Origin of the sequence: Streptomyces sp. NPDC059828, from assembly GCF_042731955.1 — a bacterium.
Lineage (GTDB): Bacteria > Actinomycetota > Actinomycetes > Streptomycetales > Streptomycetaceae > Streptomyces.
Genome location: NZ_JBHWIW010000047.1, coordinates 12,131 through 37,294, shown reverse-complemented (window position 1 = coordinate 37,294; position 25,164 = coordinate 12,131). Strand labels below are relative to the sequence as shown.

At 67.9% G+C, this 25,164-nt stretch carries 29 protein-coding genes; 13 read left to right on the top strand and 16 right to left on the bottom strand.

The window, feature by feature from the left end:
- Window positions 1–16 precede the first annotated feature (16 nt).
- The 13 genes from ACFV6V_RS24845 to ACFV6V_RS24785 all read right to left on the bottom strand — a co-directional run bounded on the left by ACFV6V_RS24845 (window position 17) and on the right by ACFV6V_RS24785 (window position 12,510).
- Window positions 17–622: a hypothetical protein gene (locus ACFV6V_RS24845; RefSeq protein ID WP_385568876.1), complete on the bottom strand. Its 606-nt coding sequence runs from the start codon at window positions 620–622 to the stop codon at window positions 17–19.
- Between the two features lie 98 nt (window positions 623–720).
- Window positions 721–1,473, bottom strand: coding sequence for a nuclease-related domain-containing protein (locus ACFV6V_RS24840; RefSeq protein ID WP_385568874.1), 753 nt, complete (start codon window positions 1,471–1,473; stop codon window positions 721–723).
- A gap of 28 nt (window positions 1,474–1,501) precedes the next feature.
- Entirely contained in the window at window positions 1,502–2,371 is an 870-nt protein-coding gene (locus tag ACFV6V_RS24835) for a hypothetical protein (RefSeq protein ID WP_385568871.1), read from the bottom strand.
- Window positions 2,372–2,382: 11 nt separating this feature from the next.
- A complete protein-coding gene (locus ACFV6V_RS24830; RefSeq protein ID WP_385568869.1) occupies window positions 2,383–2,766 on the bottom strand; it encodes a hypothetical protein in 384 nt (127 codons plus the stop codon).
- 25 nt (window positions 2,767–2,791) lie between these two features.
- Window positions 2,792–3,208, bottom strand: coding sequence for an Lsr2 family protein (locus ACFV6V_RS24825; RefSeq protein ID WP_385568866.1), 417 nt, complete (start codon window positions 3,206–3,208; stop codon window positions 2,792–2,794).
- A 56-nt stretch (window positions 3,209–3,264) separates the two neighbouring features.
- Window positions 3,265–4,482 carry a peptidase M23 gene (locus tag ACFV6V_RS24820; protein ID WP_385568864.1) on the bottom strand — a complete coding sequence of 406 codons (1,218 nt, stop codon included), beginning with the start codon at window positions 4,480–4,482 and terminating at the stop codon, window positions 3,265–3,267.
- Window position 4,483: 1 nt separating this feature from the next.
- On the bottom strand, window positions 4,484–5,278 hold the full coding sequence (locus ACFV6V_RS24815) for a hypothetical protein (RefSeq protein WP_385568861.1): 795 nt from the start codon (window positions 5,276–5,278) through the stop codon (window positions 4,484–4,486).
- Window positions 5,279–7,396 carry a hypothetical protein gene (locus ACFV6V_RS24810; protein ID WP_385568859.1) on the bottom strand — a complete coding sequence of 706 codons (2,118 nt, stop codon included), beginning with the start codon at window positions 7,394–7,396 and terminating at the stop codon, window positions 5,279–5,281. It abuts the gene before it with no gap.
- 4 nt (window positions 7,397–7,400) lie between these two features.
- Window positions 7,401–8,012: a hypothetical protein gene (locus ACFV6V_RS24805; RefSeq protein WP_385568856.1), complete on the bottom strand. Its 612-nt coding sequence runs from the start codon at window positions 8,010–8,012 to the stop codon at window positions 7,401–7,403.
- Window positions 8,009–10,552 (bottom strand): ATP-binding protein, encoded by a 2,544-nt coding sequence (locus tag ACFV6V_RS24800; protein ID WP_385568854.1) that lies wholly within the window; start codon window positions 10,550–10,552, stop codon window positions 8,009–8,011. Before ACFV6V_RS24800 ends, ACFV6V_RS24805 begins: the two co-directional genes overlap by 4 nt.
- Window positions 10,553–10,568: 16 nt before the next feature.
- Window positions 10,569–11,120 carry a hypothetical protein gene (locus ACFV6V_RS24795; RefSeq protein ID WP_385568851.1) on the bottom strand — a complete coding sequence of 184 codons (552 nt, stop codon included), beginning with the start codon at window positions 11,118–11,120 and terminating at the stop codon, window positions 10,569–10,571.
- Entirely contained in the window at window positions 11,117–11,362 is a 246-nt protein-coding gene (locus tag ACFV6V_RS24790) for a hypothetical protein (protein WP_385568848.1), read from the bottom strand. The genes ACFV6V_RS24795 and ACFV6V_RS24790 overlap by 4 nt, the downstream gene beginning before the upstream one ends.
- Before the next feature lie 38 nt (window positions 11,363–11,400).
- Window positions 11,401–12,510, bottom strand: coding sequence for a conjugal transfer protein (locus tag ACFV6V_RS24785; RefSeq protein ID WP_385568846.1), 1,110 nt, complete (start codon window positions 12,508–12,510; stop codon window positions 11,401–11,403).
- A gap of 106 nt (window positions 12,511–12,616) precedes the next feature.
- Here ACFV6V_RS24785 and ACFV6V_RS24780 point away from each other — a divergent pair, with 106 nt between their 5' ends.
- Entirely contained in the window at window positions 12,617–13,054 is a 438-nt protein-coding gene (locus ACFV6V_RS24780; RefSeq protein WP_385568843.1) for a helix-turn-helix domain-containing protein, read from the top strand.
- A gap of 188 nt (window positions 13,055–13,242) precedes the next feature.
- Here the strand turns inward: ACFV6V_RS24780 and ACFV6V_RS24775 are convergent, their stop codons facing one another.
- From ACFV6V_RS24775 to ACFV6V_RS24765, 3 genes are all read right to left on the bottom strand, one after another.
- Window positions 13,243–14,538: a helix-turn-helix domain-containing protein gene (locus tag ACFV6V_RS24775; RefSeq protein ID WP_385568841.1), complete on the bottom strand. Its 1,296-nt coding sequence runs from the start codon at window positions 14,536–14,538 to the stop codon at window positions 13,243–13,245.
- A 243-nt stretch (window positions 14,539–14,781) separates the two neighbouring features.
- Window positions 14,782–14,994, bottom strand: a complete 213-nt coding sequence (locus ACFV6V_RS24770; protein ID WP_385568838.1) for a DUF397 domain-containing protein — start codon at window positions 14,992–14,994, stop codon at window positions 14,782–14,784.
- Window positions 14,994–15,863, bottom strand: a complete 870-nt coding sequence (locus ACFV6V_RS24765) for a helix-turn-helix domain-containing protein (protein WP_385568835.1) — start codon at window positions 15,861–15,863, stop codon at window positions 14,994–14,996. Before ACFV6V_RS24765 ends, ACFV6V_RS24770 begins: the two co-directional genes overlap by 1 nt.
- 270 nt (window positions 15,864–16,133) lie before the next feature.
- Here ACFV6V_RS24765 and ACFV6V_RS24760 point away from each other — a divergent pair, with 270 nt between their 5' ends.
- From ACFV6V_RS24760 to ACFV6V_RS24705, 12 genes are all read left to right on the top strand, one after another.
- Window positions 16,134–16,652, top strand: a complete 519-nt coding sequence (locus ACFV6V_RS24760) for a hypothetical protein (protein ID WP_385568833.1) — start codon at window positions 16,134–16,136, stop codon at window positions 16,650–16,652.
- Between the two features lie 46 nt (window positions 16,653–16,698).
- Window positions 16,699–17,172: an ATP-binding protein gene (locus ACFV6V_RS24755; protein ID WP_385568831.1), complete on the top strand. Its 474-nt coding sequence runs from the start codon at window positions 16,699–16,701 to the stop codon at window positions 17,170–17,172.
- Entirely contained in the window at window positions 17,169–17,642 is a 474-nt protein-coding gene (locus tag ACFV6V_RS24750; protein WP_385568829.1) for a DUF6415 family natural product biosynthesis protein, read from the top strand. Before ACFV6V_RS24755 ends, ACFV6V_RS24750 begins: the two co-directional genes overlap by 4 nt.
- Complete coding sequence (locus ACFV6V_RS24745) at window positions 17,639–18,121, top strand: DUF6302 family protein (protein WP_385568827.1); 483 nt, start codon at window positions 17,639–17,641, stop codon at window positions 18,119–18,121. Before ACFV6V_RS24750 ends, ACFV6V_RS24745 begins: the two co-directional genes overlap by 4 nt.
- Before the next feature lie 70 nt (window positions 18,122–18,191).
- Window positions 18,192–18,386, top strand: coding sequence for a DUF5999 family protein (locus ACFV6V_RS24740; protein ID WP_385568825.1), 195 nt, complete (start codon window positions 18,192–18,194; stop codon window positions 18,384–18,386).
- Window positions 18,383–19,060 carry a hypothetical protein gene (locus ACFV6V_RS24735; protein WP_385568823.1) on the top strand — a complete coding sequence of 226 codons (678 nt, stop codon included), beginning with the start codon at window positions 18,383–18,385 and terminating at the stop codon, window positions 19,058–19,060. The genes ACFV6V_RS24740 and ACFV6V_RS24735 overlap by 4 nt, the downstream gene beginning before the upstream one ends.
- A complete protein-coding gene (locus tag ACFV6V_RS24730; protein WP_385568820.1) occupies window positions 19,053–19,307 on the top strand; it encodes a helix-turn-helix domain-containing protein in 255 nt (84 codons plus the stop codon). Before ACFV6V_RS24735 ends, ACFV6V_RS24730 begins: the two co-directional genes overlap by 8 nt.
- A gap of 296 nt (window positions 19,308–19,603) precedes the next feature.
- Window positions 19,604–20,860, top strand: coding sequence for a hypothetical protein (locus ACFV6V_RS24725; RefSeq protein WP_385568818.1), 1,257 nt, complete (start codon window positions 19,604–19,606; stop codon window positions 20,858–20,860).
- 79 nt (window positions 20,861–20,939) lie between these two features.
- On the top strand, window positions 20,940–22,232 hold the full coding sequence (locus tag ACFV6V_RS24720; RefSeq protein WP_385568815.1) for an aminotransferase class III-fold pyridoxal phosphate-dependent enzyme: 1,293 nt from the start codon (window positions 20,940–20,942) through the stop codon (window positions 22,230–22,232).
- 149 nt (window positions 22,233–22,381) lie between these two features.
- The gene (locus tag ACFV6V_RS24715) at window positions 22,382–23,704 is read left to right on the top strand and encodes a UDP-glucose dehydrogenase family protein (protein WP_385568813.1); all 1,323 of its coding nucleotides are present in this window, start codon (window positions 22,382–22,384) and stop codon (window positions 23,702–23,704) included.
- A 14-nt stretch (window positions 23,705–23,718) separates the two neighbouring features.
- Window positions 23,719–24,180, top strand: coding sequence for a GNAT family N-acetyltransferase (locus ACFV6V_RS24710; RefSeq protein ID WP_385568810.1), 462 nt, complete (start codon window positions 23,719–23,721; stop codon window positions 24,178–24,180).
- Between the two features lie 91 nt (window positions 24,181–24,271).
- Window positions 24,272–25,123, top strand: a complete 852-nt coding sequence (locus ACFV6V_RS24705; protein ID WP_385568807.1) for an SDR family oxidoreductase — start codon at window positions 24,272–24,274, stop codon at window positions 25,121–25,123.
- The last annotated feature ends 41 nt before the right edge of the window (window positions 25,124–25,164 follow it).

Below are 25,164 nucleotides of genomic sequence, written 5' to 3'. Positions count from 1 at the left end.
AAGGATCTAAATAACGTTATTGATCAGAACCATTTCGCGATTCAGTTTGAGAAACCCCCTTGGTGGGCCAGTGGTCCGCGATCCCTTGCCGGACGATGGCACCAAAGGTGATCACATGGGCACCGAGGGCGGCCCGCCGGTCGCGCTGCTCCTCGGTGAGTCCGCGCAGGTTTCCCAGCCCCTGGCTCAGGATCTCCTCGATCCACGGCTCACTGATGCGCCATGCGGCCGTCCGCGCCTGCCAGACCAGGTCGTAGTCAAGCGTGCAGGCGAAGGGGGTCCCGAAGTTCTCCCCCGGCCGCTCCGACCCGGGCCACATGCCGGGCAATGACAGCTCGGCCTTCTCCTCCACTGTCAGCGGACGCCAGTCGCGGGCAAGGTCCGGCTGCGCCATGCGGCCACGGACGCAGGCTTCGACAAGATGGTCCTCTGTCGGCCACTCCGCCTTACGACGCAATTCCGCCTCTACTCGAATCTTCTTGCGCTCTCGGGAATCCCTGGCGTTTAGCAGAGAAAGGCGACGCCAGGTTTTTTCAGCCAGCCGATATGACCGGGCGGTACTGCTGATCCGTGTCGCAAGATCCTCGGACATGTGGACGGTGACGCGCAACGTTGCTGGCATACACCTATTAAACCGTCCAGGAAACCCATATGCCAATGGCCCGGGTAACCTCCCGGGCCATTGGCATATTTTGTTCGACTTCCTGGCGAAGCGACGTTCTATTCCTTCGGGGGAAGGGCCTGGTCGGCTGCCTGCCCGGCCTGGGCGACCTCGGCCGGCGAGAGGACGCGACGCTGCTTGCGCAGGTGGCCGCGAAGGCGCCGGGCCTCGATCACCACCACGCCGTCGAAGACGACGATGCCGCGACGGCCGACCCGAGCCCCGTGGACGGCGATGATCGGCCGCACCTCGACCGGCAGCCCGTCCAGCGGGCGCCGGAGGGCTGCGGCGGCCTGCCTCGCCTCCCCTCGGGCTTTCGCCACCTCGCGGTTCTGGGCGTGGGCGCCATACCACAGGGTTCCACCGTCGGGGCTGACGGCGACTCGCGCCCCGCGTGCCTGCCAGTTCTTGGTGTTGATGCAGGCAATGCCCCAGTGGCCGATGGCGAGATGGTCCAGGTTCGCGACCTTGCCGAGTGCGCGGTCGTGGAGGATGACCGCGCCTCGGCGGGCCAGCGGGGCGAGCATCCGCGCGGTCCGGCGCTCTCCTTCTGCGCCGGACCGCCAGGCCCGTACGTGCTGGGGGGTGGTGAACGTCCCGCACCACGCGACGACCACGGCGGCCGCCGCGATGTGGCCGAACAGCGGGATGCCGACGCCCTGCCAGCCAATCCACCACTCCAACACCGCGGCGAGAGCGAGCACGACGGGCAAGCCGATGAGGAACCGCCTCTTTGCGGCAGTCCGCCAGGCCCGACGTCGCCGCTCGTACTCATGCTGGGCCGACTGACCGGCTCCGACGCGAGTCGCCATCCCGTGTCCCCCGTCTCGTGGTGGTGCGTCAGAAAGCGACGGGCAGCAGCTTCGCCGCCCACTCCTCGGTTGTGGTGACGATGATCGGCTCGACGCCCACGTGCCGGAGCACGCGAAGGAGGTCCTGAACCCGCCGCTGGGCTTCCGCCGGGTCATGCGTCCCAGGGTGCTTCCGGCACGGCGCGACCAGGTGCTTCCAGCAGAAGTGTGCGTTGCGGGCCAGCCTCAGCGTTTCCTCGCGGGGAGCCTGTTGGTCGTGCCGGAGCCAGGCAGCCCGCATGTGCAGTTCCAGGCCGGTGGCCCACGCTGCTCGACGTGCCGCGAAGATGGCGCGGACCGCGACCACGTTCACGGTGTAGGGGTGTGCGGGTCCGAACGCGTCCTCCAGTGCGTCTTCGAGATCCTGGGCGGCAACCTCGGCGGCCGCGAGGTTGCCCGCCTCCTCAGCTCCCTTCACCGCGTCCAGCATCTCCTGGTACTCGGGGGGCAAGGGCGCCATCCAGTCGACGTCGCCAGCGGCTGGTGCGGGGCTGGGGATGACCGGCTCGCCGGTGGGCGGGGGCAGGTGCACGGGGGCGACGGGTGCCGGAGGCTGCACGGGTGCTTGCCGTGCAGCGGGCGGCGCCGTCGGGTGAGGGTGGTCGAGCGGGGTCACTTCGCCGTCGTAGTCGACAATCAACGGCCAGGTGCTGCCGTCCGGTTCCTTCGCGTTGACGCGAACTGGGCGGTCGAGCCGGGCCGCCCGCTCCTGGATGTTCGCGAGGGCGGCCGCGCGGCCGTCCTGCCCCGGGAGCTTGTCCACTGGATGCCCGTCGACGCTGGCCTCGTCGTTTTCGCTGATGATGATGGTGTAAACGGGCGTCAGGGGGACGGTGTCATGGTCAGTCACAACAGGCATCGACGTTTTCCTTACTGCTGGTCCGTGTGCAGCCGGTCCGGGTCGGTCCATGTGGCGGCACAGCGTCTCTGGATGGCGTCGAGCGCGGGCCCGGCGCCGTAGTACAGAACCGTCCCCGGCCGTTTTCGGTCAGGCAGTTCGGTGCTGGTGGCGTCGATCAAGCGTTGAGTGTGGGGGGCGATCTCGTCCAACAGTTTGTTGGCCCGGTCCGCTGGTAGCGGAGCGATGGGCCAGCGAAGCATCCAGCACGTGGCAACCAGCCACGGGGGGCTGTCCGCAAACTCGTCGGTCGCGGCGACGGACAACTCCCCCGTGGTGAGGTTGAGCCAGACGTAGCAGGCCGCCTGTTCGAGCAGGTCCTTCTCCGCCTCTTCCGTCAGGGGCAGCCAGAACACGGAGGTCCGGCTAGCCCCCTCCTGGTCAGCGACCGGCATAGGGGTGCTGGGTCGCGGTTCCAGCGGCGGTCTCCTGCTGCCCCTGCGGCGGTACGGTCCTCTCCGGTTCGGCCTGAGCGCGGGCGTACGCCTCGCGGACCGCCGCCGGAACCGGGCCGCGGTCGGGCACTTCGTGCCCGTTCGCCTTGGCCCAGTCGCGGACCTTCTTGGTCTCAGCCGCCGTCTCGGACTTAGGCTTCGCCGCCTTCCGTCCCTTGCGGCCGGCGCCCTGCTTCACCCGGGCCACCTTCAGCAGCGGAGCAAGGACTTCGTCGTACTCCGCCAGGTGCTCCGGGTTGAGATCGATCTCGTACTCCGTCCCCCGCCACATGAAATCGATCCGCTCAACGCCCTTGATGCTCTCCTCGTCCAGGTCGTCAACCAGGATCAGCCGATCAGCCACACCCGTCTCCTTTGCTCAGCTCTAGATGATCTCAAAACGCACTGACATGCCACGTCTTATCCGCCCTTGGGGAAGTACGGGGGTGCCCAACCCTGGTACGTAGCACCCCATTTCGACTCAATGTCGGTGGCCGGGACGATCGAGATCCGGCCGGGCTCGCGGATGTCGTTGGACGCGATCTCTCCGTTGCCGACGTAGATCGCGACGTGCCCGGCCCGGCTGTCGGTGCTCCAGTACATGAGGGCGCCCACCGGGGGGTTGCGATCCCGGTTGTGCCTCATCCGGGAGGGCATTTCCCAATAGTGGTCTATCGCGTAGTTGGTACCAGAAAAGCTCCAACCGTTGGCAATCGCCACGAAGGCCAGGCACCTGCGGTACCACTCAGTGGAACCACTTTCGGCCTCCCGTCGGGCCCAGGCCACGGCGTCAGCGGTGGACCGGGGGTTCTTCACCTCGGCCGGCCAGCTCGCATCACCGTCGTGGAATGCGGTGCCCGGCTTGGCGGGGGTGTCCTGCTGGCCCCCCTCGTTCTCGCACCGCTCGGTGGGGGCCCCACTCGGGGCGCCGGACGGGGCGGACGTACCGCCTGACGGGGTGTCGGTCGGTTGGGCGTTCGCCTTGCCGACGCGGGTGAGGTTGATCCCGGCTTCCTTGGCGATCCGACGTGCCTCGGACTCCTGGCCCGCATAGAGCGTGGGGGCTGCCGAGCGCTGTACCGCTTGGGCAGCGGCTCCCAGGTCTTTGGTCTCCCAGCCCTTTATGTCGGTGAGACCCGGCGGGTCGCCTCCGTCCCCGCCGAGGAAGAACATCCTGGCCGCATAGTGCACGTCCATGATCTGTTCCTTGCTGCCCCAGCCCGTGGACGGACGTTGCTGGAAGACACCGACGCTGTCCCTATCCCCGTGGTCCAGGTTCAGGAGAGTCGACTCCTGAAGGCCCGTCATCAAAGCGATGAGAGTTGCCCTGCCGGAGAGTTTGGCCTTTATCGCCTCCGAGTCGATGATCTTGGCGTTCTTGATCTGCTGTGCATGGAGTCCATCAGTGCTGTCGGTGCCGCCTCCATTACTCTCGTCGTCGTTCTCGTACTGGGCATCGGGCAGCCCGGCGCCGCCGCAGGACGCGGCGGACGCCTGGGAGCTGCCGGAGATACCGCCGACGATCCCGAGTCCTATAAGGAAGGCGAAGAAGAGGAGACTCGCGGGAACAGCGAGCTTCAGGGCTGCCCCTCGACGCGCCACCCCCGTGGCCATCATGGCGGCCTGGCGCGAATTCACGTCAGACCCCCAGCACCCTCGACACACGCCACTCGTCGTCGTCGCGCGTCATCTCCGCCTGGAAGACATAGGTCTTGTCGTACTTCTTGTAGCCCTCGATGGCCGTCTTGACCGTGACCTCCCGCCAGGCCCTGAGCGGGGTGTCGATGCCCAGCTTCTCGTCGGCCTTGCTCACGTCGACCGTGGTGACGGTCGACACCCCTCCGTTGGAGATCAGGTTGTTCCACAGGCTGTCTTCGTTGCCCGCCAGGTTCCGGGCCAGGGCCTCGGTCATCCAGGGCGCCGCACGCTCGACAACGCTCTCGTGCTCCTTGTCGACCGGCGGATTGCGGGTCATGTAGACCCGGGCCCAACCCTCCGCGGTCTTCTCCGGCGAACTCAGGTCCACCGGCGGCACGGAGGCCGAGGGCGAGGCGGACACGCTCGGCGTGGCGCTGGGCGTCGTACTGCTGCCGGCGGCTGGACCGGCAGCGGTCGAGCTCGGGGCGACGCTTACGGTGTCCTGCGATTTCTCGTCACCGAGAATCCACTTCGTGGCGCCGAACCCCACGACCAGGATCACAACGATGATTACGGCGGCACCGGCCGGGTTCATGGGCTCCTTGGCCCGCTCCTCCTCCAGCACCTGCTTGACCGTGGACTTGCGGTTCTGCTTCGCGTCGCGGCGGGCCTGGCGGCGGGCACGGCGCCGGTGACGGCGCTTGCCCTCCTCCTCTACCTCGGGGGGCTCGTACACCTCCCGCAGCAGCTCGCGGAACTCCGCCGGGCTGCGCGGGCGCTTGTCGTCGCTGGTCATTTAGTTCCTCCCCCCGTTGCGGCGCGTCATGGTGGGCACGGCCAGACCGCGCCCGCTTCCGCGGGTGCGGGTGCGGGTGCGGGCCTCCGGCCGGCTCGGGTTGGGTCCGGTGGACCCGCCGGGCCGGTTGGGTGTCGATCGGACCACCTTGTGCGGGATCACCTTCGGTGCGGAGGTGCCGGTCTTCGGTCCCTGCCGGAAGGTGTAGCTAGCACCGCCGTTCTCGGTGCGGAGCGTCGGCGACGGGCGGCTAGCCGCTCCCGTGGCCGGGCGGTTCGCGTTGCCCGATGCGGGCTGGGTCGCCGACTGGGCAGAGCCGCTTCCGGCGGGCAGCGCCTGGCGGGGCACTGAGCCCCCGACTTCTGCCGGGCGGCGGGTACCCGGGACGGCCGTGGCCGGGCCGTCAGCCACGGACCGTCCGCGGGCCGGGGCGGTGGACGAAGGCAGCTCGGGGCGGCTGGTGAGGGGGCCAACTTCCCTACGGCTGCTGCTGCCTGGCAGCGCGGCGCCCGCACTCTGACCGGAGGGCAGGGGCGGCATGGGGCGCCGGGAACCGGACAGTGCTCCGGGAGTACCGCCCGGCGGAAGCTGCGGAGTCGGGTTGCCGCCTCGACCGCCGCCGCCTCCGGGGCTGCGACGGGGGAATCGGGGCATGCGGGGGAATCGCATGCTGCCGAGGCCCTGGCCGAGTGCCTTGGTCATGCCCCATCCGGCCTTGCCTGCAGCGCGGGCGGCCAACAGTCCGCCGACGGCGGCGGCTGGGCTGGTCAGGCCGGTGACTCCGACGATCGACTCCAGGACGCCCCGGAACTTGAAGGCGACAACCGCGGTGGCGATGGAGATACCGGCGGCCGCTGCGTACCCGTACTCGCCCATCATCCGGGTGGATGCGGTGGTCACGACCAGGACGCCGCCCAGGGTCATCGTCGCGATGCCGCTCTGCAGCGTGTAGCCGAGAAGGAAGTCGAACCAGCGGGTGCCCCACATCCTGGGGCGGCCCGGGATGATCCAGAGGCAAGCGAAGATCACTCCGGACAGCAGCATCATGAGGGCGCCGATCAGTGACGCCAGACTCGCGAACGCCAGCATCAGGACCAGGGCGGCAAAGAGCACGACACAGATCAACGCGGGGATGGCGACCATCATGCGGCCCACCGGATTGTGTCCGTCGACCCACGTGTTGCTGGCACCGCCGATGTCGTCGCCGCCCGCGTGGTCGTCCAGCCACTCCTTGCGCTTGTCCTTGTCCATGCCCTGGTCCAGGAACTCCTTCCCCTTGTCCTTGCATGCCTCCAAGCTGCCGAACTCCACCACGCACCACGGCGTGACGACGTACGTCCGCCAGACCGCGTCGGACGACTTCCGCAGCATGTTGTCGCGCTCGTTGTTGCCGTACGTGGTCTTGTGACCGAGGTCGATGGGCTCCTTGGTGCCGTCGCCCAGGCCGGCGCTGGTCGCGTTCATGGCCACGCTGGAACCGACATTGCGGACGGAGTCGATGCCGTTGACCCACGTCTGAGGCGACATCAGCAGGGAGATCGAAAAGACGGTGGACACGGCTACCCAGCCCAGCTGTGACAGGCTCGATCCACTGGCCTTGCGGTGGTTGGCCCATGCCACCAGCGCGCCGATCACCATCGCGGACGGCAGCAGCGTCTCGGTGAGCGTCTTGGCGGCACCGCCCACAGAATCGGTGATGGCGCTTTCCAACGGCGGGATCGTCGTGACGTTGAAGATCCACTGCACGATGGTGACCGCGGCCGAACCGACCACCGCAGTGAGCCCCATGCAGATGATGGCCGGGATCTCCAGCATCGGGTCCATGACGTCCCACATGCCGTAGTCGTCGGTGACCGTGTAGAGCAGCGGGTTGCCGTACTCCTCGTAGAGGGTGCCCTGCCCCTTGGTGTAGGGGATCGAGACTGAGGGGAGGAGGTCGCCAATACCAACCGGCGTGTAGTCCGCTGCCCATGCCGACTGCGCGGTCACCAGCAGCGTGACGTAGATCCCCAGGACCGGGATCAGGATGTTCCGCTTGCGGGGCAGACGGAAGTTCTGCAGCCGGATCAGCAGCTTCAGCACGCTGAACCGGTAGGTCTTGCGTTCAAGGCTGGTCACTGCTTCATCCCCTCGTCAGCGCGTCGCGGACAGGGTTGCCATGGGTTTCGTCCGACTCCGCGATGTCCTCGGACTGGTCGATCAGCCAGGCGTCGCCCTGCCGGACGACGCGCAGGGCCTTGCGGCTAGTGGTAGTGGAGTCGGGCCAGGTGACGGTGTACTCGACGCGCACGCCCGTGCCGGCCGGGTGGTCACCTGCCGCGGGGACGTCTTGCGGCGCGCTGGCCTTGACCTCCCCTGTCTCCGCCCGATCAGGGCCACTGGCGCTCGGCGTGGACTTGCCGGGGACGACGGAGCCGTCCGCCCGACGCAGCGGCGGAAATTCGCTCTCGCTGTCGGTCGGCGTCGGTTCCGGGCTCGTGGCCTTCGGCTCGTTGTTGGCGACGCACTCCTTGACCGAGCCGTGCCGGTACCGCTCCGTGCGGAGCCCGCACGCCGTGGCCCAGTCCTCGTCGTTGACGGCGTTCTGGTACTTCTGAGCGGCCAGCACGGCGGCCTTCGTGGCGTCGGCGGCGCTGCCTCCGCCGGTGCTGCCCTTCTCCCCGTCGTCCTTCGATGAGCATCCGGCGACGAGTACGGCAGCCGCCACGGCGGCGACGGTCACGGCGCGCTTCATACCCCTACCCCCTGCGGTTCCTTGGTCAGGTTGGTCCCATGGGTGTCGACCTTCGGTGTCGTGCTCAGCAGCTCCAGCAGCTCCAGCGACGGGACGTCGAACTGGACGGTGGCGGACTGGAACCTGCGGTCGCGCATGATCGCGTGACCATGCCGGATCTCTTGGTCGTAGTCCACGCCGATGGCCTGGATCAGGGCCCGCGTGTGGTCGCCTACCGGCAAGTCGAGCAGGGCGGCGAGCGCGTCCTGTTGCTCAGCGCTCGTGAGCTGGAAACCGAACATGGTGGTGATCTGCTCTATCAAGCCGGTCAGCTTCGCCAGCGATTCCGGGTCCTGGGTGTCGATGACGAGAGCGGTCTGCAACGCGCGGCCGACTCGCGCGATGTACTGCAAGAAGGAACTGCCTTCGCGGGTCGCGGTCAGGACGTGCACCTCGGGGACGGCGATCGCCTTACGAAGGCCTCGCAGGTCCTTGCGGCCTGCCATCGAGATGCCGAACGCGAGCATCGAGTGGACCAGGGCCACACTGAGCCGCTGGTGCACAGACCAGTCCTCGCGGTCGTCGTCCGGGGCGGGAAGCGAGATTCCGGGGATCTGCACCACCCAGATGCCGGGCTCGGGACGCATGAACGCGCTGCCGGACGGCTTGCCCATGAACGGGGCGCCGAGTCCCGTCTGCGCGAGTTCGTACAGCGCCTCTCCGGCCTCCTTCGCCAGGTCGTCGGAGGACTGCCGCAGGTACTCGATGACCTTCCACACCTGCGGGTCACCGGCGGCGATCACCTCGTTGACGGCCGACTGGATCGGCGTCTCAGCACCGCGCATCCGCAGGTGCTGAGGCAGGGCGATGCCCAGCTGAGCGGGGACCTCGGTCTGCGCCCGCTCGGCACTCTCGCCGGTCAGAAGCGTGAATAGGTCAGCGACACCGGCAAACTGACTGCCCGTCTCGACCAGGTGCGCGTTCAGGCCGTACCGACGGCCGGCGCCAACCAGGCCACCCATGTCGCCCTTGAAATCGAGCGCCAGGACGAAGCTGCCGCGGAACGCCGAGTCCAGCAAGCTCATCATCATCGCGGTCGTCTTGCCTCGGCCGGACCTGCCGATGAAAGCGGTGGTGGTCGCGTCGCCCCGCTGGCTGCCGCCGGTCAGGTCGTTGCGGACCAGCCCGGGGGTGGAGCCGGTGAGGTAGCCGATGACGGGGCCGGTGTCGTCTCCGACACTTGCGCCGCCCCAGAACCAGCTTCCGGCGAACGCGCCGACGGTGCGGATGTGGTTGAGATCAGGGACACGGACCTTGTCGCCGGGCAGCGTCTCCAGCCAGAGTTCCTTCTGCTCCTCGCTGGCGACGGACACCTCGATGCCGAGTCCGCCGAAGTGGGTGACCACGGCGTCGATCTTCGACCGCAGGTCGTCCAGGGAGACGTCGCTGGAGACGACCAACCGAGGGTGGTCCTCCATCAGGGTGACGTCCTCGCGCTTCATGTCGCGCGCGAGCTGGGTCATGGTCTCTTCGGTCTCGATGATGTCGGCTGCGGGCGTCCCGGCGGAGTGCTGGGCGGCCGAGTCGCCCTGTTCCTTGGCCAGGCGCCGAGTTTCCTCGGTGATCTTCAGTGCGTCGCGGCGGTGCAGCACCTTGAAGCGGACGCTGGGTTCCGGGTTGACGGGGAGGATCTGGACATCCGGGTCGACGCCCTCCTCGTCGTACTCGGGGACGTACGTGATCTCGCTGACGGTCCGCAACCACTCCCCCGGCCCGGGGCTCTCCATCTCCTCCGGGAAGGCGTCCATCGTCAGGACGCTGGTCCAGGACGCGACTTCACCGTGCGAGTCGATCACTCGTACGTGGTCCGGGTAGGGGACGACACGGCCACGGGTGAGAGCGGCCAGCTTCGCACCGGAGATCACCCCTGCGGAATTGGCGCTGGGCAGTGCGGTGACCCGGTGCTGTTCGCGGGCGATCATCCAAGCCAGGACCTCGACCGGCGCCGGCTTGGCCCGCCACGGCGTCGTCTCCAGCTGTCGGCCCAGCCGTCGCGCGAGCGCGTCGAGCCGAGCAAGTTCACGCTGTGGAATGCCCGTCGACTTGATGCCTAGGGCATCCTGCAGACCGCTACGGCCGCGGGCCTGGGCCTGACCGGAACGCTCCTGGATGCGCACGCCCAGCAGCAACTGGCGGCTTGACAGAGCGAGATCGTTCAACCGCTCGACACGCGCGTCCGCCCACGACTGGAAGTCACCGGCGGTGAATAGTTCCTCTGCCTCCACGCGGTAGTCCTCCGCGTTGAGGGGGCTCCACAGAATCCGCAGGTGGCACTCGTGCCCTGCAAGGATGCGCGCGAGCGCACTGGACGCCTGGTCGTGCTCGGCGTCTCGCGCGCTCTCGGACATCAGGTCTGTGTTGCTGCTGGACAGGACGTACCACGCCTCCGCGTGAGTCTCCGTCACCACGACTCCGTCCGCCAGAGCCACGTAGCGCGGTGGCGGTGCCGACCGGTCGCCCGCGACTCCGAGGAAACGCCCGACTGCCTTCGCGATCTTCATCCCCGTACCCCTCTTGTTACTTCTTGCCGCCGGTGCGCTTTCGGGCCCGGTACACCACGTCTGGCCCGTACAACCGGGTCTTGGTGTCGAACGGAACGCTGCGGCCGGCGGTCGGCCTGGGCGCGTCCTTGCCGAGGGCGCTCTCGAAGACCCCCATGCCGGGAAGCTCTACAAACGTCTCGGCCCGCTCACCGAGGCGGGCCCGCATCGGCATCCACTCGTTGCGCTCTGCCGCGCGGCGGCCGCCGTTGATGACCGGCCGGTGTCCGACCGTCAGGTAGCGCACCCACAGCGCCCACTGGGTGAGGTTCCACCTGCGTTCGTTTCTCCGGCTGCGCTGAGCGCCATAGAACGTGACTACCGCTGGCGGCGCGAAGTACAGCGTGAACGTCAGCTGACTGGGCAGTCCGAACAGGGCCAGCAGAGTCCCGGTCCACAGTGCGTAGATCACTACGCCGGTCACGAGCATCCGGCGGGACGGGCCTTCGCCCAGGTCCATGCCGAAAATCTCGTGCTGACGCGTTTCAAGATCGAAGTGCCGGGTGTAGGTGTGTCCGACCCGACTCACGTGCCCGCGACCTTGTTGAAGATTTCCACGAACATCGTCTTGGTGGTGTCGGTGGCGAACACGAAGCCCGCCACCAGGATGCCGGTGATGACGTGGCCGATCAGCTCGCCCCACTCACGCTTCGCGTAATGGCCGATCGCCCGGACCACCAGAATGATCAGGAAGATGTTTCCGGCGATCAGGAAGACCCACGTCTTCAGGTCTGCACCGGAAGTCAACGCCAAGTTGACGCCCTCGGTCATGCCTCGTATCCCCTCGTTCGGTTCGTGCGGGCGGAGCTTCAGGACGCTCCGCCGTGGACTTCCGCCACCTGCCAGCGTTCGGCAGCGGCCGAAGCAACCCGGGTCAGCTCGACCCGGTAGGTCTGCTCCAGCTCCGCGTCACCGATCTGCCAGCGGACGACAGCGGTACCAGTGCGGTCAGTTCCCTTGCCCTGGTCGACGTTCCAGCTCTGGACGTCCATCAGCGTCATACCGGCGGGCAGCGGCGGAACGCTTGCGCCTGGAGCGGTCACGCTGTCGGCCTCACCCTTGGCGTACTCGGTGAAGAACGTGTCCACGGTGCTCTTGGTCTGGGCGGACAACTCGACGTCACTGTCGGCCGCGTTCTGGTCGGTGACCGACGGGCCGGAGGTGGGGACGCCTACGATGCCCGGCTCACCGGTGACAACGATCCGACCGGAGGTGTAGAGGACGGGAACCTCCAGTCCAATCCACTTCTGCACGGCCGGCTGGGTCTTCTTCTTGTCAGTCGTCTCGCCTGGCGTGTTGACCAGCACGTCCACGTGCACCCGCGCCCGCTGGTTGCCGAGTTCAGCCACTTGGCCCGGCTGGGCAATGAGTACGGACTGCTGCCCCTTGGAGTTCCAGCCCGCAGTGGTGTCCACGCCCTTGGGCATGTCCCGCGCCAGAGCCTTGGCCCGCTCGTCCGGCTTCGCCTCATCCCACGTCAGATAGGAGTATGCGAAGCGGGCGGCAATCGATTGGGCGTCCTGCACGGGGTAGGTGGGGCCCTGCTGCACCTTCGGCGCCGGAGCGGGCGCGGGCTCGCTCGGCCAGAACCACGACCTCACGCCGGTGATCGCGGCCAGGGCAACTACCGCCCACAGCGCGATCCGCCCTGCGGTGACCAACGCCCTCGTGCCGCTCTTTTCCTCCTGGAGCGCCCATGGGGTCACCGGCGTTCGCGCTTGCGTGGATTCGGTCGCAACCGGCGGCTTGCCCTGCCCGTTACGTTCGGCCTGCACCCGCTTGCCCGCAGCCACCCACTGCGCGGCACCGGCCGACGGCGTGGTCCGCTGCTGGGGCGGTTCCGGTTGGGGGGCTGGTGTGTCCTTGCGTGGCTCCGGCAGGTTGAGAACCTTCCACACAACCGTCTTGAGCACACTCATCCCCAGATCGACCTTCCCCGCGATAGGCCCGAATGTTTCTGGACAGTACGCCGTCGATTACTGATCGTCAAAAAATTTCGTATCGGGGCGAGTAGAGTGCGGCGCCATGCGCACGGGGGCAGACGGATGGCGTCTGCGGGGGTGGCTGGTCGCCGAGTTGCGGCAGGCCCGCGGAATCCCCCAACAGGTATTGGCAGAAGAGGTGGGATGCTCTCGCAGCACAGTCGCCATGTGGGAGGCGGCAAATCAGCGACCGGGTCCACGGTACCTTCCCCGGCTGGCCACACGCCTGGGCGTCAGCCCGCTGGATCTTGTTGAACTCGCAGACCCTGACGACACGTTGAGGGTACTCCGGCGACTCCTGGGCTTCACCCAGACCCAGGTGGCGCAGGCCCTGAAGGTCGCGGTCAGCACCTATTGCGATGTCGAGAGGGGGCGCCAGGCCCTCCCCGAACGATGGGTGCCGGTACTGAAAGCCCTCTTCAATACGGATGAACGGACTGTTAGAAACAGCGCCCCATTCAAGAAGCCAAAGAAGAGATAACCCTTTGTCGACAAAACCACAGAATGCATATCTTCGGCGCGGGTCCGATTAGATACGCACGCATCCCTTTTAGGGCAAAAGGAATATTTGCGGGATAAAGTGCGCAGACTCAGATTCTCCATCCTCGTACCCGCGAGCCCATGCGACACGCTCGGGCAGAGGCTCGCTGAGACGTAGTGGAGGATCTGTCAGGCTGCCGAGCCCACAGCCGCTACCAGCTCTCGCACGCCCGTCACTCGCGAGTGACGGGACTGGAGGTCGCTGACGATCTGCCGGATCGCGGGCCGGTCACGAACCTCGCCCGGGGAGACGCGCACTGCGCACAGCAGCTCGGCGGCTGTCTGCTCCGCCTTGCCCCACTGCCACCATGCCCGCCCCAGGTCGGTGTGCATCCGCCCCTTGCGCTCGACGGTCGTGAACTGCCCCTCGCGGAGGTCGCGGCCGGCTTCGAGCGCGGCGCCCGCGTCCCCAAGGGCCCAGTGGACACCGACGGCGTATAGGTCGACGGCGGCCGAGGTGATGGGGAACAAGCGCCCCTCCGGGGCGACCACAGGCAGGTTGCGGGCGGCCTGCGCGGCTTCCCGAATCATCGTGAGCGCCTGGTCGCGCTGGTCCGCGCGGGCCGCGGTGTACGACGTCGTGCACAGCATCTGGGCGTACGCCGAGCGCTGCGCGTCCGTGTGCAGTCCGGTCGCCTCCACCTTGGCCACGGCATCGAGGATGTGACGTTCGGCCGCGGTCGGCTGCTCCTGGTGGCGGAGCACGATGCTGAGCTCCCGGGCCGCAGCGGCGGCGGCGAGCGGCGATCCGGACCACTCCGCGTACAGCGTCGCCCGGTCTGCGGCGAGTCGGGAGTTGCCGTAGTTGCCGACCTTGGTCAACACCCTGCTCGCCAGGCTGTATGCGGTTGAGAGGCGGGCGAGCGCGATCTCCTCGTGCGCGGGGGAAGCGGCGTGGTTCGCGTCGGCAAGGAGGCCGGGCAGGACGCGCAGCAACTTGCAGTTCTGTCCGGCGTCGAAGAGCCCGCGGGCCGCTGCGAGCCGTGAGTCGAGTGGTACGGACGACCCCGTGGGGTCAGGAACACTCGCGAGCGCGTCGCTAACCCCCGCCAAGAGGGAGGCGGGAACCGCCAGACCAGCAGCGGTGAGCAACGTGCGGCGACGCATCGGGTCATCCTCCTCGGCACAACGTGGCCCATCCGGCGCAACTCTATTCGGTGGGACGCTGGTTAAGCCGAGAGACGCAGCTAAGACGTGTGTCGGAATACCTACGGCCCTGGCGGCGCTCATGATCAGGTCGAAGTCGGCCTTCCTGCCTCTCCGCTCCAGCCGGGAGACGGTGGCGGCCGAGCAGCCGATGCGGGCGCCGAGGTCTTCCAGGCGCCAACCGCGCCCCCTACGGCCGAGCCGAATCAGACCGCCCGGGTCCTGCCCCTCGACACAGGAGCGGGCCTCTTCGGATACCCAGAGACGAACCGTGTTCATCCGGCTTCTCCCGCCCGAGGGCCCGACATGTGCGCTCGCTCACCGTAGAACCTCCGGAGCGCTACGCGAGCGCGGTTTGCAACATGTGCAAACGACGTTTGATCCGGTACGTGACTCCACTTTCACCGGGCGAAGCGATCTCCCGGGGTACTCTGCCCTCACCCCCAGGGGGCCAGAAGTACGGCGAGGCCCGTCTCCCCCAGCTTGGATGGGGGAGACGGGCCTCGCCGCTCTGCGCCTGGATCAGACCTCGAACTTGGATGCGAACTGAGTGAAGGCGTTGAAGCCAGCAGGGGTGAGGGCCAACGAGGGACCGTCAGGGTTCTTGGAGTCCCGAACGTGGATCACGCTGGGCGTTTCGGCGACCTCCACGCACTGTCCTTGCTCCCCACCACTGTAGGACGACTTTCGCCAGGTCAGGCCAGTCTTCTCATCGGTGCGGGTGTAGCCGGTCATTAAAAGTTCTCCTCAAGGTGAGCGTTGATGCGATCCCGCGACTGATCCGCGGGAAGTGCCAGCTCGGCGATCTTGTCGAACACGACCGCAAGGTCGTTCACTTCGGCCGGCTGCTCCAGGAAGTTGCCACCCAAGGAGCTGTCGATCGAGACGACTGTGGGCCAGGGATGACGGAAGTCCAAGATGGTCATGGCCTGGTTCGCAGCCGCGTAGGCGGGGACGTCCACGGGGACGATCTGGATGGTGATGTTGGACCGCTCGGTATCGTCGGCCAGCTTGCGCAGTTGCTCCTTCATCACCCCCGGGGCCTTGGGGAAGCGGTGCAGGAGAGCGGCTTCGGAGATTAGCGCGTGGAGTTGGACCGGACTTCCGGGGCGGTGCAGCACTTCTTGGCGAGCCATCCGGATCGCGCTCAGCATGTCTGACAGCTCGCGGTTGTCCGGGTGGAGCGGGCTGTTGAAGATCTCCCTGACGTATCCCGGCGCCTGAAGTAGGCCCGGGATGATCGCCGGGTGCTGGACCCGGATCTTCTTCGACTTCGACTCAAGGATGACGAAGTCAAGCAGCGCATCGGAGACTTGGCCGATGTACGAGCCCCACCAGCCAGCCTTCGCCGACTCGTTGGAGGCTGCGGCCATCTCTCGAACAGCCTCCTCATCCCCGTTGATGCCGTACAACTCCAGCATCCGGCGGATGTCGTCCTCGGAGACTCGATAGATGCCCCGCTCGATACGTCCCTGCCGCGTGGAGTCCCAACCGAGCCGCTTGGCGGCTACGCCGGGACCCAGGTCGGTCTGTTCGCGGTAATCGCGCAGCAAGCCACCTACGCGACGCCTCATGACAGGCGGAGGGAGCTTCTTCTGAGTCATGAGGAGCATTCTGTCAGTCGCGGGGAGCGTTGGCGATAAGACAAGTGTTCTGTCGATACAGCAGTTCCATGCTCGATATTGCGCATCGGCGCTCGATGGGAGCAAGCTAGTCCCTGGCGGACGTGACTGTCCATCAGGTCATGATCATTTGTGACGCACAGTTACGTGCGCCGTCGTACGGGCCGGGTCGCTGGCCCGGCGGAGGTCCGCCCTCCCACCCCCGTGGGGGCGGGCCTCCGCTGCCCCCCTCCGACGAAGCCGAGGCCGCTGATGACGAGCCAGAGCACCACCCGAACCTCCAGCGCCTCCACCGATTGGATGGACCGCGAGAACGAACGCGACCGGATGTTCCGCCCCGACGCCCCACGCGTCTCACCGGACCGGAACATCCACCTCATGAAGCTCCGCAGAGAGCACATGGGGCGACGACTCGAAGCGTTGAGGGCCAGCGGTCGTGTTCCTCGAATCGCTCTGTATGCCCGCACGGTGAACGGACAGAGCCCGGACCGCTCCTTGGCCGCTGCCCGAGAGTTCGCGGAGCGGATGGAGTGGCAGGTTGGCCGTGCGCAGACCTTCACCGACTGCCTCAGCTTGACCGCCCCCGAGGACCGCTACGGCTGGTTGCAGATAAAGCAGCAGGTCAAGAGCGGGTTCATCGACGGAGTCGTGGCGGTGACCCGAGTCACCGTCAGCCCGCAGCTCGACGGGTACGAGACGGAGCTGAACTGGTTCGCCACGCACGGCGGATTCGTCGCCCTGGTGCACGCCGAGAACGTGGTGACGCAGTGAGGCGGCCGACCGGTCGACGCGGGCCGGCTCACTGGGAGGCAACACCGTGATCGTCGGAACAGTCGAAGACCTAGGGCTTGTACCCGGGGCCGTATGGGACGACCTAGTCCTCAGCATCAAGCGTGACCCCAGGGCCGAAGGCGAGGCCATCGACAAACGCGAGGGCCAGTGGGTCGGCCGCCTCCGTCGGATCAGCACGGCCAAGCTGCGTCACTGGGGTTTCCCCAGCCTGATCGAAGACGCAGAAAGTGTGATCAGCGAACTCGTCACCAACGCGCTGTTACACGGCAAGGGTGACCGGGTCGCCTTCCGGTTCCTCCTCGCCGCAAACGTACTCGCGCTCGAAGTGGACGACGGTTCCCCCAACCGAGCGCACGTCAACGAAGCAGACCCGTACGACGAGAACGGCCGCGGCCTGTTCATCGTCAACGCGCTGTCCACCCTGTGCGGCGTGAGTCCCGACGGAACCAAGACCTGGTGCACCTTCACCATCCCCACGACTCCGCGGAGGAGCCAATGACTGCCGCGACCGGCCTCGCTCAGCGGACACCCTTACGAGACGCCGCGGTCGAGAGAGCCGAGCCGGTCGGCGACACGTACCTCCTGGAACGGCTCGTGGCTGCGCTGAAGGAATCCGTCGCCATCGACATGATCGCCCTCGCCCACATCGAGGACGACATCGACACAGCGCTTGGGGAACGCGCACCTGCCGCCCACATGATCGCCCCACTGTCTCTGCGGCTGCGAAGCGCCGCCGCCCAGCTCGTGGACCTCGTGATGCAGGAGACGCACAACCGGCCCCAGGGCAAGGTCGCCGACGCCGTCCTCCGTGCCTGTGAGGCCTTGGCGGAGGCGCTGCCCACACAAGGCGAAGACGGTCTGGGGCACCTACGGCGCGTCGCTCTGGCCGCGCAGGACATTCTCGATCAAGACGTGATTGCCGAAGACGTGCTGGATCGCGCGGCACTCCTGGCCGGTGATGAGGCATGAAATCGCACTTCGCTTCCCAGACGCAGGGAGCCGGTGCGCTGCCCGTCACGCTGTCCCACGCCAGGACGGCGTACGACTTCGAGTTCGTCGCGCCCCGCCTGCACGACCGCCACCTCCTGGACTCCAGCGTTGCCGTTCGCGTCTTCCGCGCGCCGCTCCTGGCCGTGCCCGTCGGCGGCCGGCGCCGCGGCGGCTGCATGGACGCAGGGCCCGTGGAAGTGGCCCTGTCGATCCGGGACGCCCTCTTGGAGATCCCCGGGTTCCCCAACGTGCGCATCCGCCTCGTGTCGCCTCCGGGCGAGCGGCGGAACAACTGGGTCGTGGAATGGGGCGAACGCCTTCCTTTCCGGATCACGGCCAGCGATCGGGCCCGTTTCTACGGCGGCGCCGACCACTGCATCGCTGAGGCCGAAGCCGCTGCGGAACGCCGAGCAGCCTCGGAGTACCACTCCCCCGTAACCGCCCCTTGCGGCCCCTAGCGCCTCCTCCATCAGCCCGAGCTGTACCCCCGACGGGCTGGTGGAGGAGGTCTGTCTGAAGAGGATGAATATGTGCCAACATGAGCCCACCTGCCCCACAGCTGACTCCGCCGACCGGGAGGCAGCGCGCCCCGTGGCGTCCCACCCGGAACAGGGCTGGGGCCTCCTGTGCAACGGGGTCCTGCTCTTCGAGGACACCGGCGAGCTGCTGCCGAACGGGCAGATCATCGCGCCCCACCGCCCCCTCGCCGGTGTGTCGGCATGAGCAGGACGGTGGCTCACCCCTTCGTTCCGTACATCACTGCCCGCCACGGCGAGGAAGCCGCCCTGGCGTCGACGCTGGGCGCGAGGCCCGGCCCGAAGGGCGGCCTGTTCTACACGGATGAAGGACCGGGCGACCGGGACGACCGGGGCGTCCTCTGGGCCCGCTGCTCCCAGAACCGCGACGGCAACGCGGTTCTGGGTAAGCCCCGCTGGAGGGACGTGCATCCGGCCCGCCAGCGGGAGTGCATGGAGCAACTGCTGTGCCAGGGGTGCGTCCAGCAATCCAGCCGGACGTCCCTGGGGTACCTCTTTCTCGCCTCGCCACCGCCCGACGCCACGTCGGCTGAGTGGGTGGAGGGCTACCGAACCGCTCAGCCACCGCTCTGCTTGCAGCACGCGGCTATCGCGACCGAACGGTGCGGCCACCTCTTGAGGGAGGGCGTCGTCGCCCTCCGTGCCCGGGTTCCCCGCTTGTACGGCGTGCTCGGCACGTACTACCAGAGCAGGGGTCTGCAGCCCCCCGAGCCCATCGAGACGAAAGAGGGAGAGGACGACGTCCCCCTCTCGTACCGAGAGCGGCGGTACACCCCGTGGGTTCTGGCGTCCCAGCTCGTCCGTGAGCTGCGCGGCGTCACCGTCATCAACCTCGCAGAGGAGATAGAAGCAGGTGTCTGACGACTTCACATGGCCAGAGCCCCGTAGGAGGCTCCAGCCCGAGCAGCAGGACCGCGTCACCTCGGAGTTACGGAAGAAGTACGACGCCGGCGCGTCGATCCGTGCTCTCGCAGAGGAATCGGGACGGTCGTACGGCTATGTCCACCAGCGCCTGTACGAATCCGGCGTGACGTTCCGACCTCGGGGCGGCAACCGGCGGGGCTCCTCGCGTCGACCGCGGAACAGCGGCCCCCGAACCTCACGCTGACGTTTCGGGCAAGCGACCCCTTGCAGATCCTGCAAGGCGTTTGCATGTCCTGCTAGCAGAGCCCTACGGCCGTCGTGCCGGTGGTGTTCTCGAACAGCCAACGTCGCACCCCAGACTCCCGCCCCGGCCTGCTGCCGGGCACGTCTTGCCTCATGGCGCAGGACGGGGCGGGCTCCGACTTCCCGTCCGAGCACGGCCACGCGACGCACATGCAGTTCACCGCGTTGCAGCGCAATGGCAGCCGCGCCAGGCCGGGAAGCACGCGCTACGCCAACGTCGCTCACTAGGAGGACGAGATGTTCTTTCCCTATCCCGTGATCGAACAGCTCGATGACCCCCAGGTGGCCACCTGGGAGAAGCACTTCGCCGGCGCCGGGCACGAACGGCCCCGGGCGATCGAGGAAGGTATCTGGCGCCGGACGCAGGACCCGGCGAACGCCGTCCAGTCCGGCTGGTCCGAGGACGAGCAGGGCCGCCGTCGCATCGTGCACTACCGATACCGGTACGACCTCGACTACACGTTCCCGGTGCCGCGGCTCGTTCTCGCGGACCTGTACCTGTACACGTCGGTGCTCGGCCCGAAGGCCGAGATCGACGAGTACCGCAGCAACGTGCGCTTCTGGCTCATCGAGGGCGGCTGGCGGCAGGTGGACGACGCCATGTGGTCGAAGGGCGACCTGCGGGTCACCGTCACCCCGTACGACACGCACCCGCAGGACGAGCGAGCCTCGCGGGAGACACCGGCCGGGTTCTGCTCGCTCGACGTCATGTTCCTCTCCGAGGACTTCACGGTGACCCGCAACGTGCGACAGATGCCGTGGAACGTCCTGGCGGGCGGCATCCGCATTAAGGACGAGCGCGGCAACCCGACCTACGCCGACGACCTGAGCGAGCTGAAGAACTTCCTGCCGTTCCAGGTCGAGATCGGGTGCGGCACGAGCGTGGAGGCCGGGGTGCCGCCGCTGCACTTCTTACACCAGGCGTACCGGGTCACCGAGCGGACCGACAACGTCATGAAGCAGACGCACCCGTTCGTCCTGAGCCCGAAGAAGGACACGCTCGTGCGGGAGATGCTGCTCGACGCCACGGCGAAGGCGGACGAGCTGGTCACGATGTTCCGCGTCAGCTTCCTCGCACAGCCGACGGCCGCTCACCACGCGCTCAAGGCCCTGCACGACGCCGGACACTTCGTCGGCCCCGTGCTCCAGCACAACTTCGACCTGCTCGCCGCGCGGGCCGGGCTCGAAGAGTGCTTCGTGCGCCGCTACGACCAGAAGATCCCGCCCGTGCCGTTCCACCCCGAGGCGAAGGCGCTCCTGGTCGTCGGCCTGCACGCCGACCGGCGGTCGGTCGAGAAGCGGGCCCGCGAGCGCGGGATGAAGGTCTTCTACGTCGACACCGAGGGTCTGGAGGAGTTCGGCAAGTACATGCCCTATCCGCTGGAGGGCCCGCAGGACGGTGACGTGATCGTGAAGGCCGAGGCCATCCCCACGCTCATCGAGCTGTGCCACCAGCTCGGGGTGGACGTCCCCGTCGCCCAGCCTGCCGCCTGACCGATCGGTTCCCCGGGGCCGCGCACGGCGCTCGTGCGCGGCCCCTTCCGTGAGCACACCCGAGAAGGGACTCCCCCGAGTGGATCGGTACGCACAGAACCGTGAGCGGTTGCTGACGTCATCCAGGCCCATGCCGGACTTCGAGGTTGTGGGCACACAGGGCCCATGGCTGCACCTTGCGGGCGGCGCCCGGATCTTCGACGGATCGAGTGGGCTGCTCTGCACCAACGTGGGCCAGAGCAGCCCCAAGGTTCACGCCAGGTTCGAAAGGCAGTTCTTCCGCTACTCCTTCGGCGGCGCCGCCGTCGTCCAGCCCCACATTCAAATGGAATTGATGGATCGTCTGTGCCGCGCTGTGGGCCGACCCGATGACTCCGTAGCGCTGACCACGTGCGGGACGCTCGGCGTGGAGGTGGCCGTGGGCCTGGCGCGGAACATCACCCGGGTACGCGACGGGAAGCTGCGCGGGGACATCCTGACCTCCACCCTGAGCTACCACGGGATGTCGGCGCTCACTCTCGCCCTGGCCGGCAACCATGCCCGCAGGCCTCGCCCAGAGGACGCGCTCGGCCTCGGCCCCGGGTTCCCGGCGCCCTACCCGCCGACGCACGCCCACTCGGACCGCGACTGTGACGCCTCGTGCGCCGACGAGATCGCGAGGGAGATCGACCGCCGCGGGGCCGAGAACGTCGCCGCAGTGCTGATCGAGCCCATCAACGGGACCACGGGCGGTGCCTTCGTGCCGCCCGACGGCTATCTACGGCGGGTCTCGGAGATCTGCCGGGAGCGGGACGTCCTGGTGATCCACGACGAGGTGCTGACCGGGATGTGGCGCACCGGGACGCCGCTCGCCAGCCACCATTGGGACGGCTGCGAGCCCGACATGGTGATCCTCTCCAAGGGGCTGGGTGCCGGATACACAAGCGTCGGCGCGGTGCTGGTGTCACCCGAGATGGCCCGGTGGGTACGGCATGAGGACGCCGACCCGCTGCCCGCGATGGGCACCATGGCCAGCCATCCCCTCATGGCGGCCGCGTGCCTGGGCGTCCTGGACGAACTGGAGGGGATGGACTTCGCCGCCTTCGCGGCGCGCGGCGAACGCCTCGGGGAGGCCCTGACGTCGCTGAACGGCATCGGGCCGGTGCAGGACGTCCGTGGGCGGGGCTTCCTCTACGGGGTGGAGGTCACCCCGGGACAGCTCTGGCCGGTGTTGCAGGCCGTGGAGGAGCGAGGGGTGTTCTTCTACCCGTTCACCGGCGTCGGGGAGCCCAAGAGCGAGGGGTTCGTCGTCGCGCCCCCGCTGACGTCGACGGACCAGGACATCGAGTTCCTGACCACCGCGCTGTCCGGCGTGCTGGGCACCGTGAGCTGAACCGTCGACTCCCCGACCGGACTCACGTCACCCGATCGAACACTCCAACGAACCCACGAGCAGGCCGACTTGGGCCTTGCTCACCAACCGATAGCGTCTTGGGGCACACCGACGTCGGTGTGCCCCCGACAGGACAAGGACGACCTGCAATGCGTGTTTCCGTGATCGGCTGCGGGCACCTCGGCATCCCGCACGCTGCGGCGATGGCCGAGCTCGGCCACGATGTCATCGGCGTGGACGTCGACCAGGCCAAGGTTGATCGGCTCAACGCCGGCGAATGCCCCATCTACGAGATCGGCCTGCCGGAACTGCTCGCCCGCCATACCCAGAGCGGGCGTCTGCGCTTCACCACTGACATCCGAGAGGCCGCCGACTTCGCGGAGCTGCACTTCATCGGCGTCGGCACTCCCATCGACGCTGACGGCCGCTCCTACGACACCGCACAGGTCTTCGGCGCGATCCGTCAGCTCGCTCCTCACCTCGACCGTGCGTGCACGATCGTCGGGAAGTCCACGGTCACCGTCGGCACCACCATCCAGGTAACTGCTCTCGCGCAGCGCCTGGCCCCCGCAGGTGATCGGGTCGACGTCGTATGGAATCCGGAGTTCCTGCGCGAAGGTCACGCGGTCGAAGACACCCTTCGCCCGGACCGGCTCATCGCTGGCGTCTCCACCGCGGAGGGTGAGAAGGCGATCCGTGCGGTGTACGCCGGGATCATTGATGCGGGCGTGCCGATCTTCGTCACCGACCCGCAGACCGCCGAGCTGGCCAAGGGCGCCGCGAACACGTTCTTGGGCTTGAAGATCAGCTACATCAACGCCGTCGCCGACATGTGCGAGGCTGCGGGCGGCGACGTCTCCGAGATCGTGGACATCCTCGGCATCGACCCCCGTATCGGTGCCGGCGGTATGCGGCCCGGCATCGGCTACGGCGGTGGCTGCCTCCCCAAGGACGTCCGGGCATTCACGGCATCCGCCCGGCAGCTCGGTGCCGAACAGGCCGCGACCCTCCTGCGCGCCGCCGAGGAGATCAACGAGCACCGCACGGACGTCGCCCTCGGGCTCATCACCCGCGCCTTGGGCGATCGCCCCATTAAGGGCGCCCGGGTCACCGTGTGGGGCGCCGCGTTCAAACCCGGCACCAACGACGTGCGCGATTCGCCCGCCCTTGCCCTCTGCCAGGCACTCCAGCAGGCCGGCGGTGTGGTCACTGTCCACGACCCGCAGGCCGTGCCCACTGCGATGGTCCGCAACCCGGAGCTGGACTACACCGACGACCTGGCCGCCTCCCTCGACGGCGCGGACCTCGTCGTCCTGGCCACCGAGTGGCCCGAGTACCGGCAGGCGGTCCCCCATTCCTTGGTGGACCGCCCGGCCAACCCTTTGCTTGTCGACTGCCGGACCACTCTCGACCCCAAGCCTTGGCGGGCGGCGGGATGGACCGTTCGCCAGCTCGGGCGTCCGGGGAAGTAGAACCGCGCCGCGCCATGACCAGCGACGAAGTCCTCCTCCGCCGGGCCCGCGACGCCGACGCACGCGCCGCGGCCGATGTGTGGCTGCGCTCCTACGCCGCGGCGCTGCCGACCGTGCACTGTGCACACGACGAGCGCGACGTGCGGGACTGGTTCGCCCGTGTACTCGTGCCGCAGTACGAGACCTGGGTCGCCGTCACCGGGAACAGCGTGGTGGGCCTCTTGGTGCTCAAGGGAGAGGAACTGAAGCAGCTCTACCTCGACCCGGATTGGCGCGGACGGGGCCTCGGTGACCGGTTCATGGCCCTGGCCAAGCAGCAGCAGCCTGACGGCCTGTCGCTGTGGACGTTCCAGGTCAATGGCCCGGCCCGGCGCTTCTACCAGCGGCACGGCTTCACCGAGGCCGAGCGCACCGACGGTCAGCGCAACGACGAGCACGAGCCCGATGTTCGCTACGTCTGGCAGCCGCAGACGTAGCCGTTTCCCGCCCGGCCAGACGATGACGGCGGTCACCCGAACACCGAGTGGCCGCCGTCGTCGTGGGGCCTACGGGACTACGGTTACGCACATGACAATTCTGATCGTTGGTGGGTCGGGCTTCCTGGGGTCTGAGCTGGTCCGGCAGGCAAGAGCGGCGGGACACTCGACGGTCGCGACGTACGCGACCAAGGCGGGCACTGCCTCCCCGAGCGCGTGGCGCCCCCTCGATCTGCGGGACGCGGGAAGCCTGGACTCCGTCATGGCCGAGGTGAACCCGCGCGTCGTCGTCAACGCATCGAGCGGCGGGGCCGACTGGGCGGTTACGGCAGAAGGCCCTCTCCAGCTCGCCATAGTGGCGGCGAAGCGCGACATCCGCATGGTCCACATGTCCACCGACGCGGTGTTCTCCGGCTCCGGCCGCGTCCACTACGACGAGTCCAGTCTCCCGGACCCCGTCACCCCGTACGGCGCAGCCAAGGCAGCCGCGGAGACTGGCGTCCTCGCGGTGCACCCGAAAGCCGCCGTCGTCCGCACCTCACTGATCATCGGCCACGGACGTTCTGTGCACGAGCGCCTGGTCCACCAACTCGCCGCGGGCACGGTCGACGGAGCCCTGTTCACCGACGACATTCGGTGTCCGGTCCACGTCTCAGACCTGGCCGCCGCCCTGCTGGAACTGGCGCTGAGCGGTGCTGCGGGAATCCACCATGTCGCGGGAGCCGATGCCCTGAGCCGCCACGAACTCGGCGTCCTCATCGCACGGCGCGACGGTCTCGACGCCTCCCGGTTGCCCACTGGCCTTCGAGCCGAGAGCACCATTCCCGGAGCCCTCGACGTGCGCCTCGACAGCCGGCTGACCCAACGGCAACTACGCACTCCGCTGCGCGGGGCTCGGCAGTTCCTGGACCGCGACGCGGCAGCAGTGTCACGAGAGGTGTAACGGAAACCGCGCCACGGAATCGGCCCGGCAGGTCATGGCCT

What these genes read in the sequence shown, in the direction of transcription:
- ACFV6V_RS24800 (WP_385568854.1), bottom strand. Translation starts at nt 10,552, where the DNA reads ATGAAGATCGCGAAGGCAGTCGGGCGTTTCCTCGGAGTCGCGGGCGAC.
- ACFV6V_RS24815 (WP_385568861.1), bottom strand. Translation starts at nt 5,278, where the DNA reads ATGACCAGCGACGACAAGCGCCCGCGCAGCCCGGCGGAGTTCCGCGAG.
- ACFV6V_RS24765 (WP_385568835.1), bottom strand. Translation starts at nt 15,863, where the DNA reads ATGACTCAGAAGAAGCTCCCTCCGCCTGTCATGAGGCGTCGCGTAGGT.
- ACFV6V_RS24840 (WP_385568874.1), bottom strand. Translation starts at nt 1,473, where the DNA reads ATGGCGACTCGCGTCGGAGCCGGTCAGTCGGCCCAGCATGAGTACGAG.
- ACFV6V_RS24725 (WP_385568818.1), top strand. Translation starts at nt 19,604, where the DNA reads ATGTTCTTTCCCTATCCCGTGATCGAACAGCTCGATGACCCCCAGGTG.
- ACFV6V_RS24770 (WP_385568838.1), bottom strand. Translation starts at nt 14,994, where the DNA reads ATGACCGGCTACACCCGCACCGATGAGAAGACTGGCCTGACCTGGCGA.
- ACFV6V_RS24705 (WP_385568807.1), top strand. Translation starts at nt 24,272, where the DNA reads ATGACAATTCTGATCGTTGGTGGGTCGGGCTTCCTGGGGTCTGAGCTG.
- ACFV6V_RS24735 (WP_385568823.1), top strand. Translation starts at nt 18,383, where the DNA reads ATGAGCAGGACGGTGGCTCACCCCTTCGTTCCGTACATCACTGCCCGC.
- ACFV6V_RS24775 (WP_385568841.1), bottom strand. Translation starts at nt 14,538, where the DNA reads ATGAACACGGTTCGTCTCTGGGTATCCGAAGAGGCCCGCTCCTGTGTC.
- ACFV6V_RS24760 (WP_385568833.1), top strand. Translation starts at nt 16,134, where the DNA reads ATGACGAGCCAGAGCACCACCCGAACCTCCAGCGCCTCCACCGATTGG.
- ACFV6V_RS24835 (WP_385568871.1), bottom strand. Translation starts at nt 2,371, where the DNA reads ATGCCTGTTGTGACTGACCATGACACCGTCCCCCTGACGCCCGTTTAC.
- ACFV6V_RS24745 (WP_385568827.1), top strand. Translation starts at nt 17,639, where the DNA reads ATGAAATCGCACTTCGCTTCCCAGACGCAGGGAGCCGGTGCGCTGCCC.
- ACFV6V_RS24710 (WP_385568810.1), top strand. Translation starts at nt 23,719, where the DNA reads ATGACCAGCGACGAAGTCCTCCTCCGCCGGGCCCGCGACGCCGACGCA.
- ACFV6V_RS24750 (WP_385568829.1), top strand. Translation starts at nt 17,169, where the DNA reads ATGACTGCCGCGACCGGCCTCGCTCAGCGGACACCCTTACGAGACGCC.
- ACFV6V_RS24805 (WP_385568856.1), bottom strand. Translation starts at nt 8,012, where the DNA reads ATGAAGCGCGCCGTGACCGTCGCCGCCGTGGCGGCTGCCGTACTCGTC.
- ACFV6V_RS24740 (WP_385568825.1), top strand. Translation starts at nt 18,192, where the DNA reads ATGTGCCAACATGAGCCCACCTGCCCCACAGCTGACTCCGCCGACCGG.
- ACFV6V_RS24715 (WP_385568813.1), top strand. Translation starts at nt 22,382, where the DNA reads ATGCGTGTTTCCGTGATCGGCTGCGGGCACCTCGGCATCCCGCACGCT.
- ACFV6V_RS24845 (WP_385568876.1), bottom strand. Translation starts at nt 622, where the DNA reads ATGCCAGCAACGTTGCGCGTCACCGTCCACATGTCCGAGGATCTTGCG.
- ACFV6V_RS24780 (WP_385568843.1), top strand. Translation starts at nt 12,617, where the DNA reads ATGCGCACGGGGGCAGACGGATGGCGTCTGCGGGGGTGGCTGGTCGCC.
- ACFV6V_RS24785 (WP_385568846.1), bottom strand. Translation starts at nt 12,510, where the DNA reads ATGAGTGTGCTCAAGACGGTTGTGTGGAAGGTTCTCAACCTGCCGGAG.
- ACFV6V_RS24790 (WP_385568848.1), bottom strand. Translation starts at nt 11,362, where the DNA reads ATGACCGAGGGCGTCAACTTGGCGTTGACTTCCGGTGCAGACCTGAAG.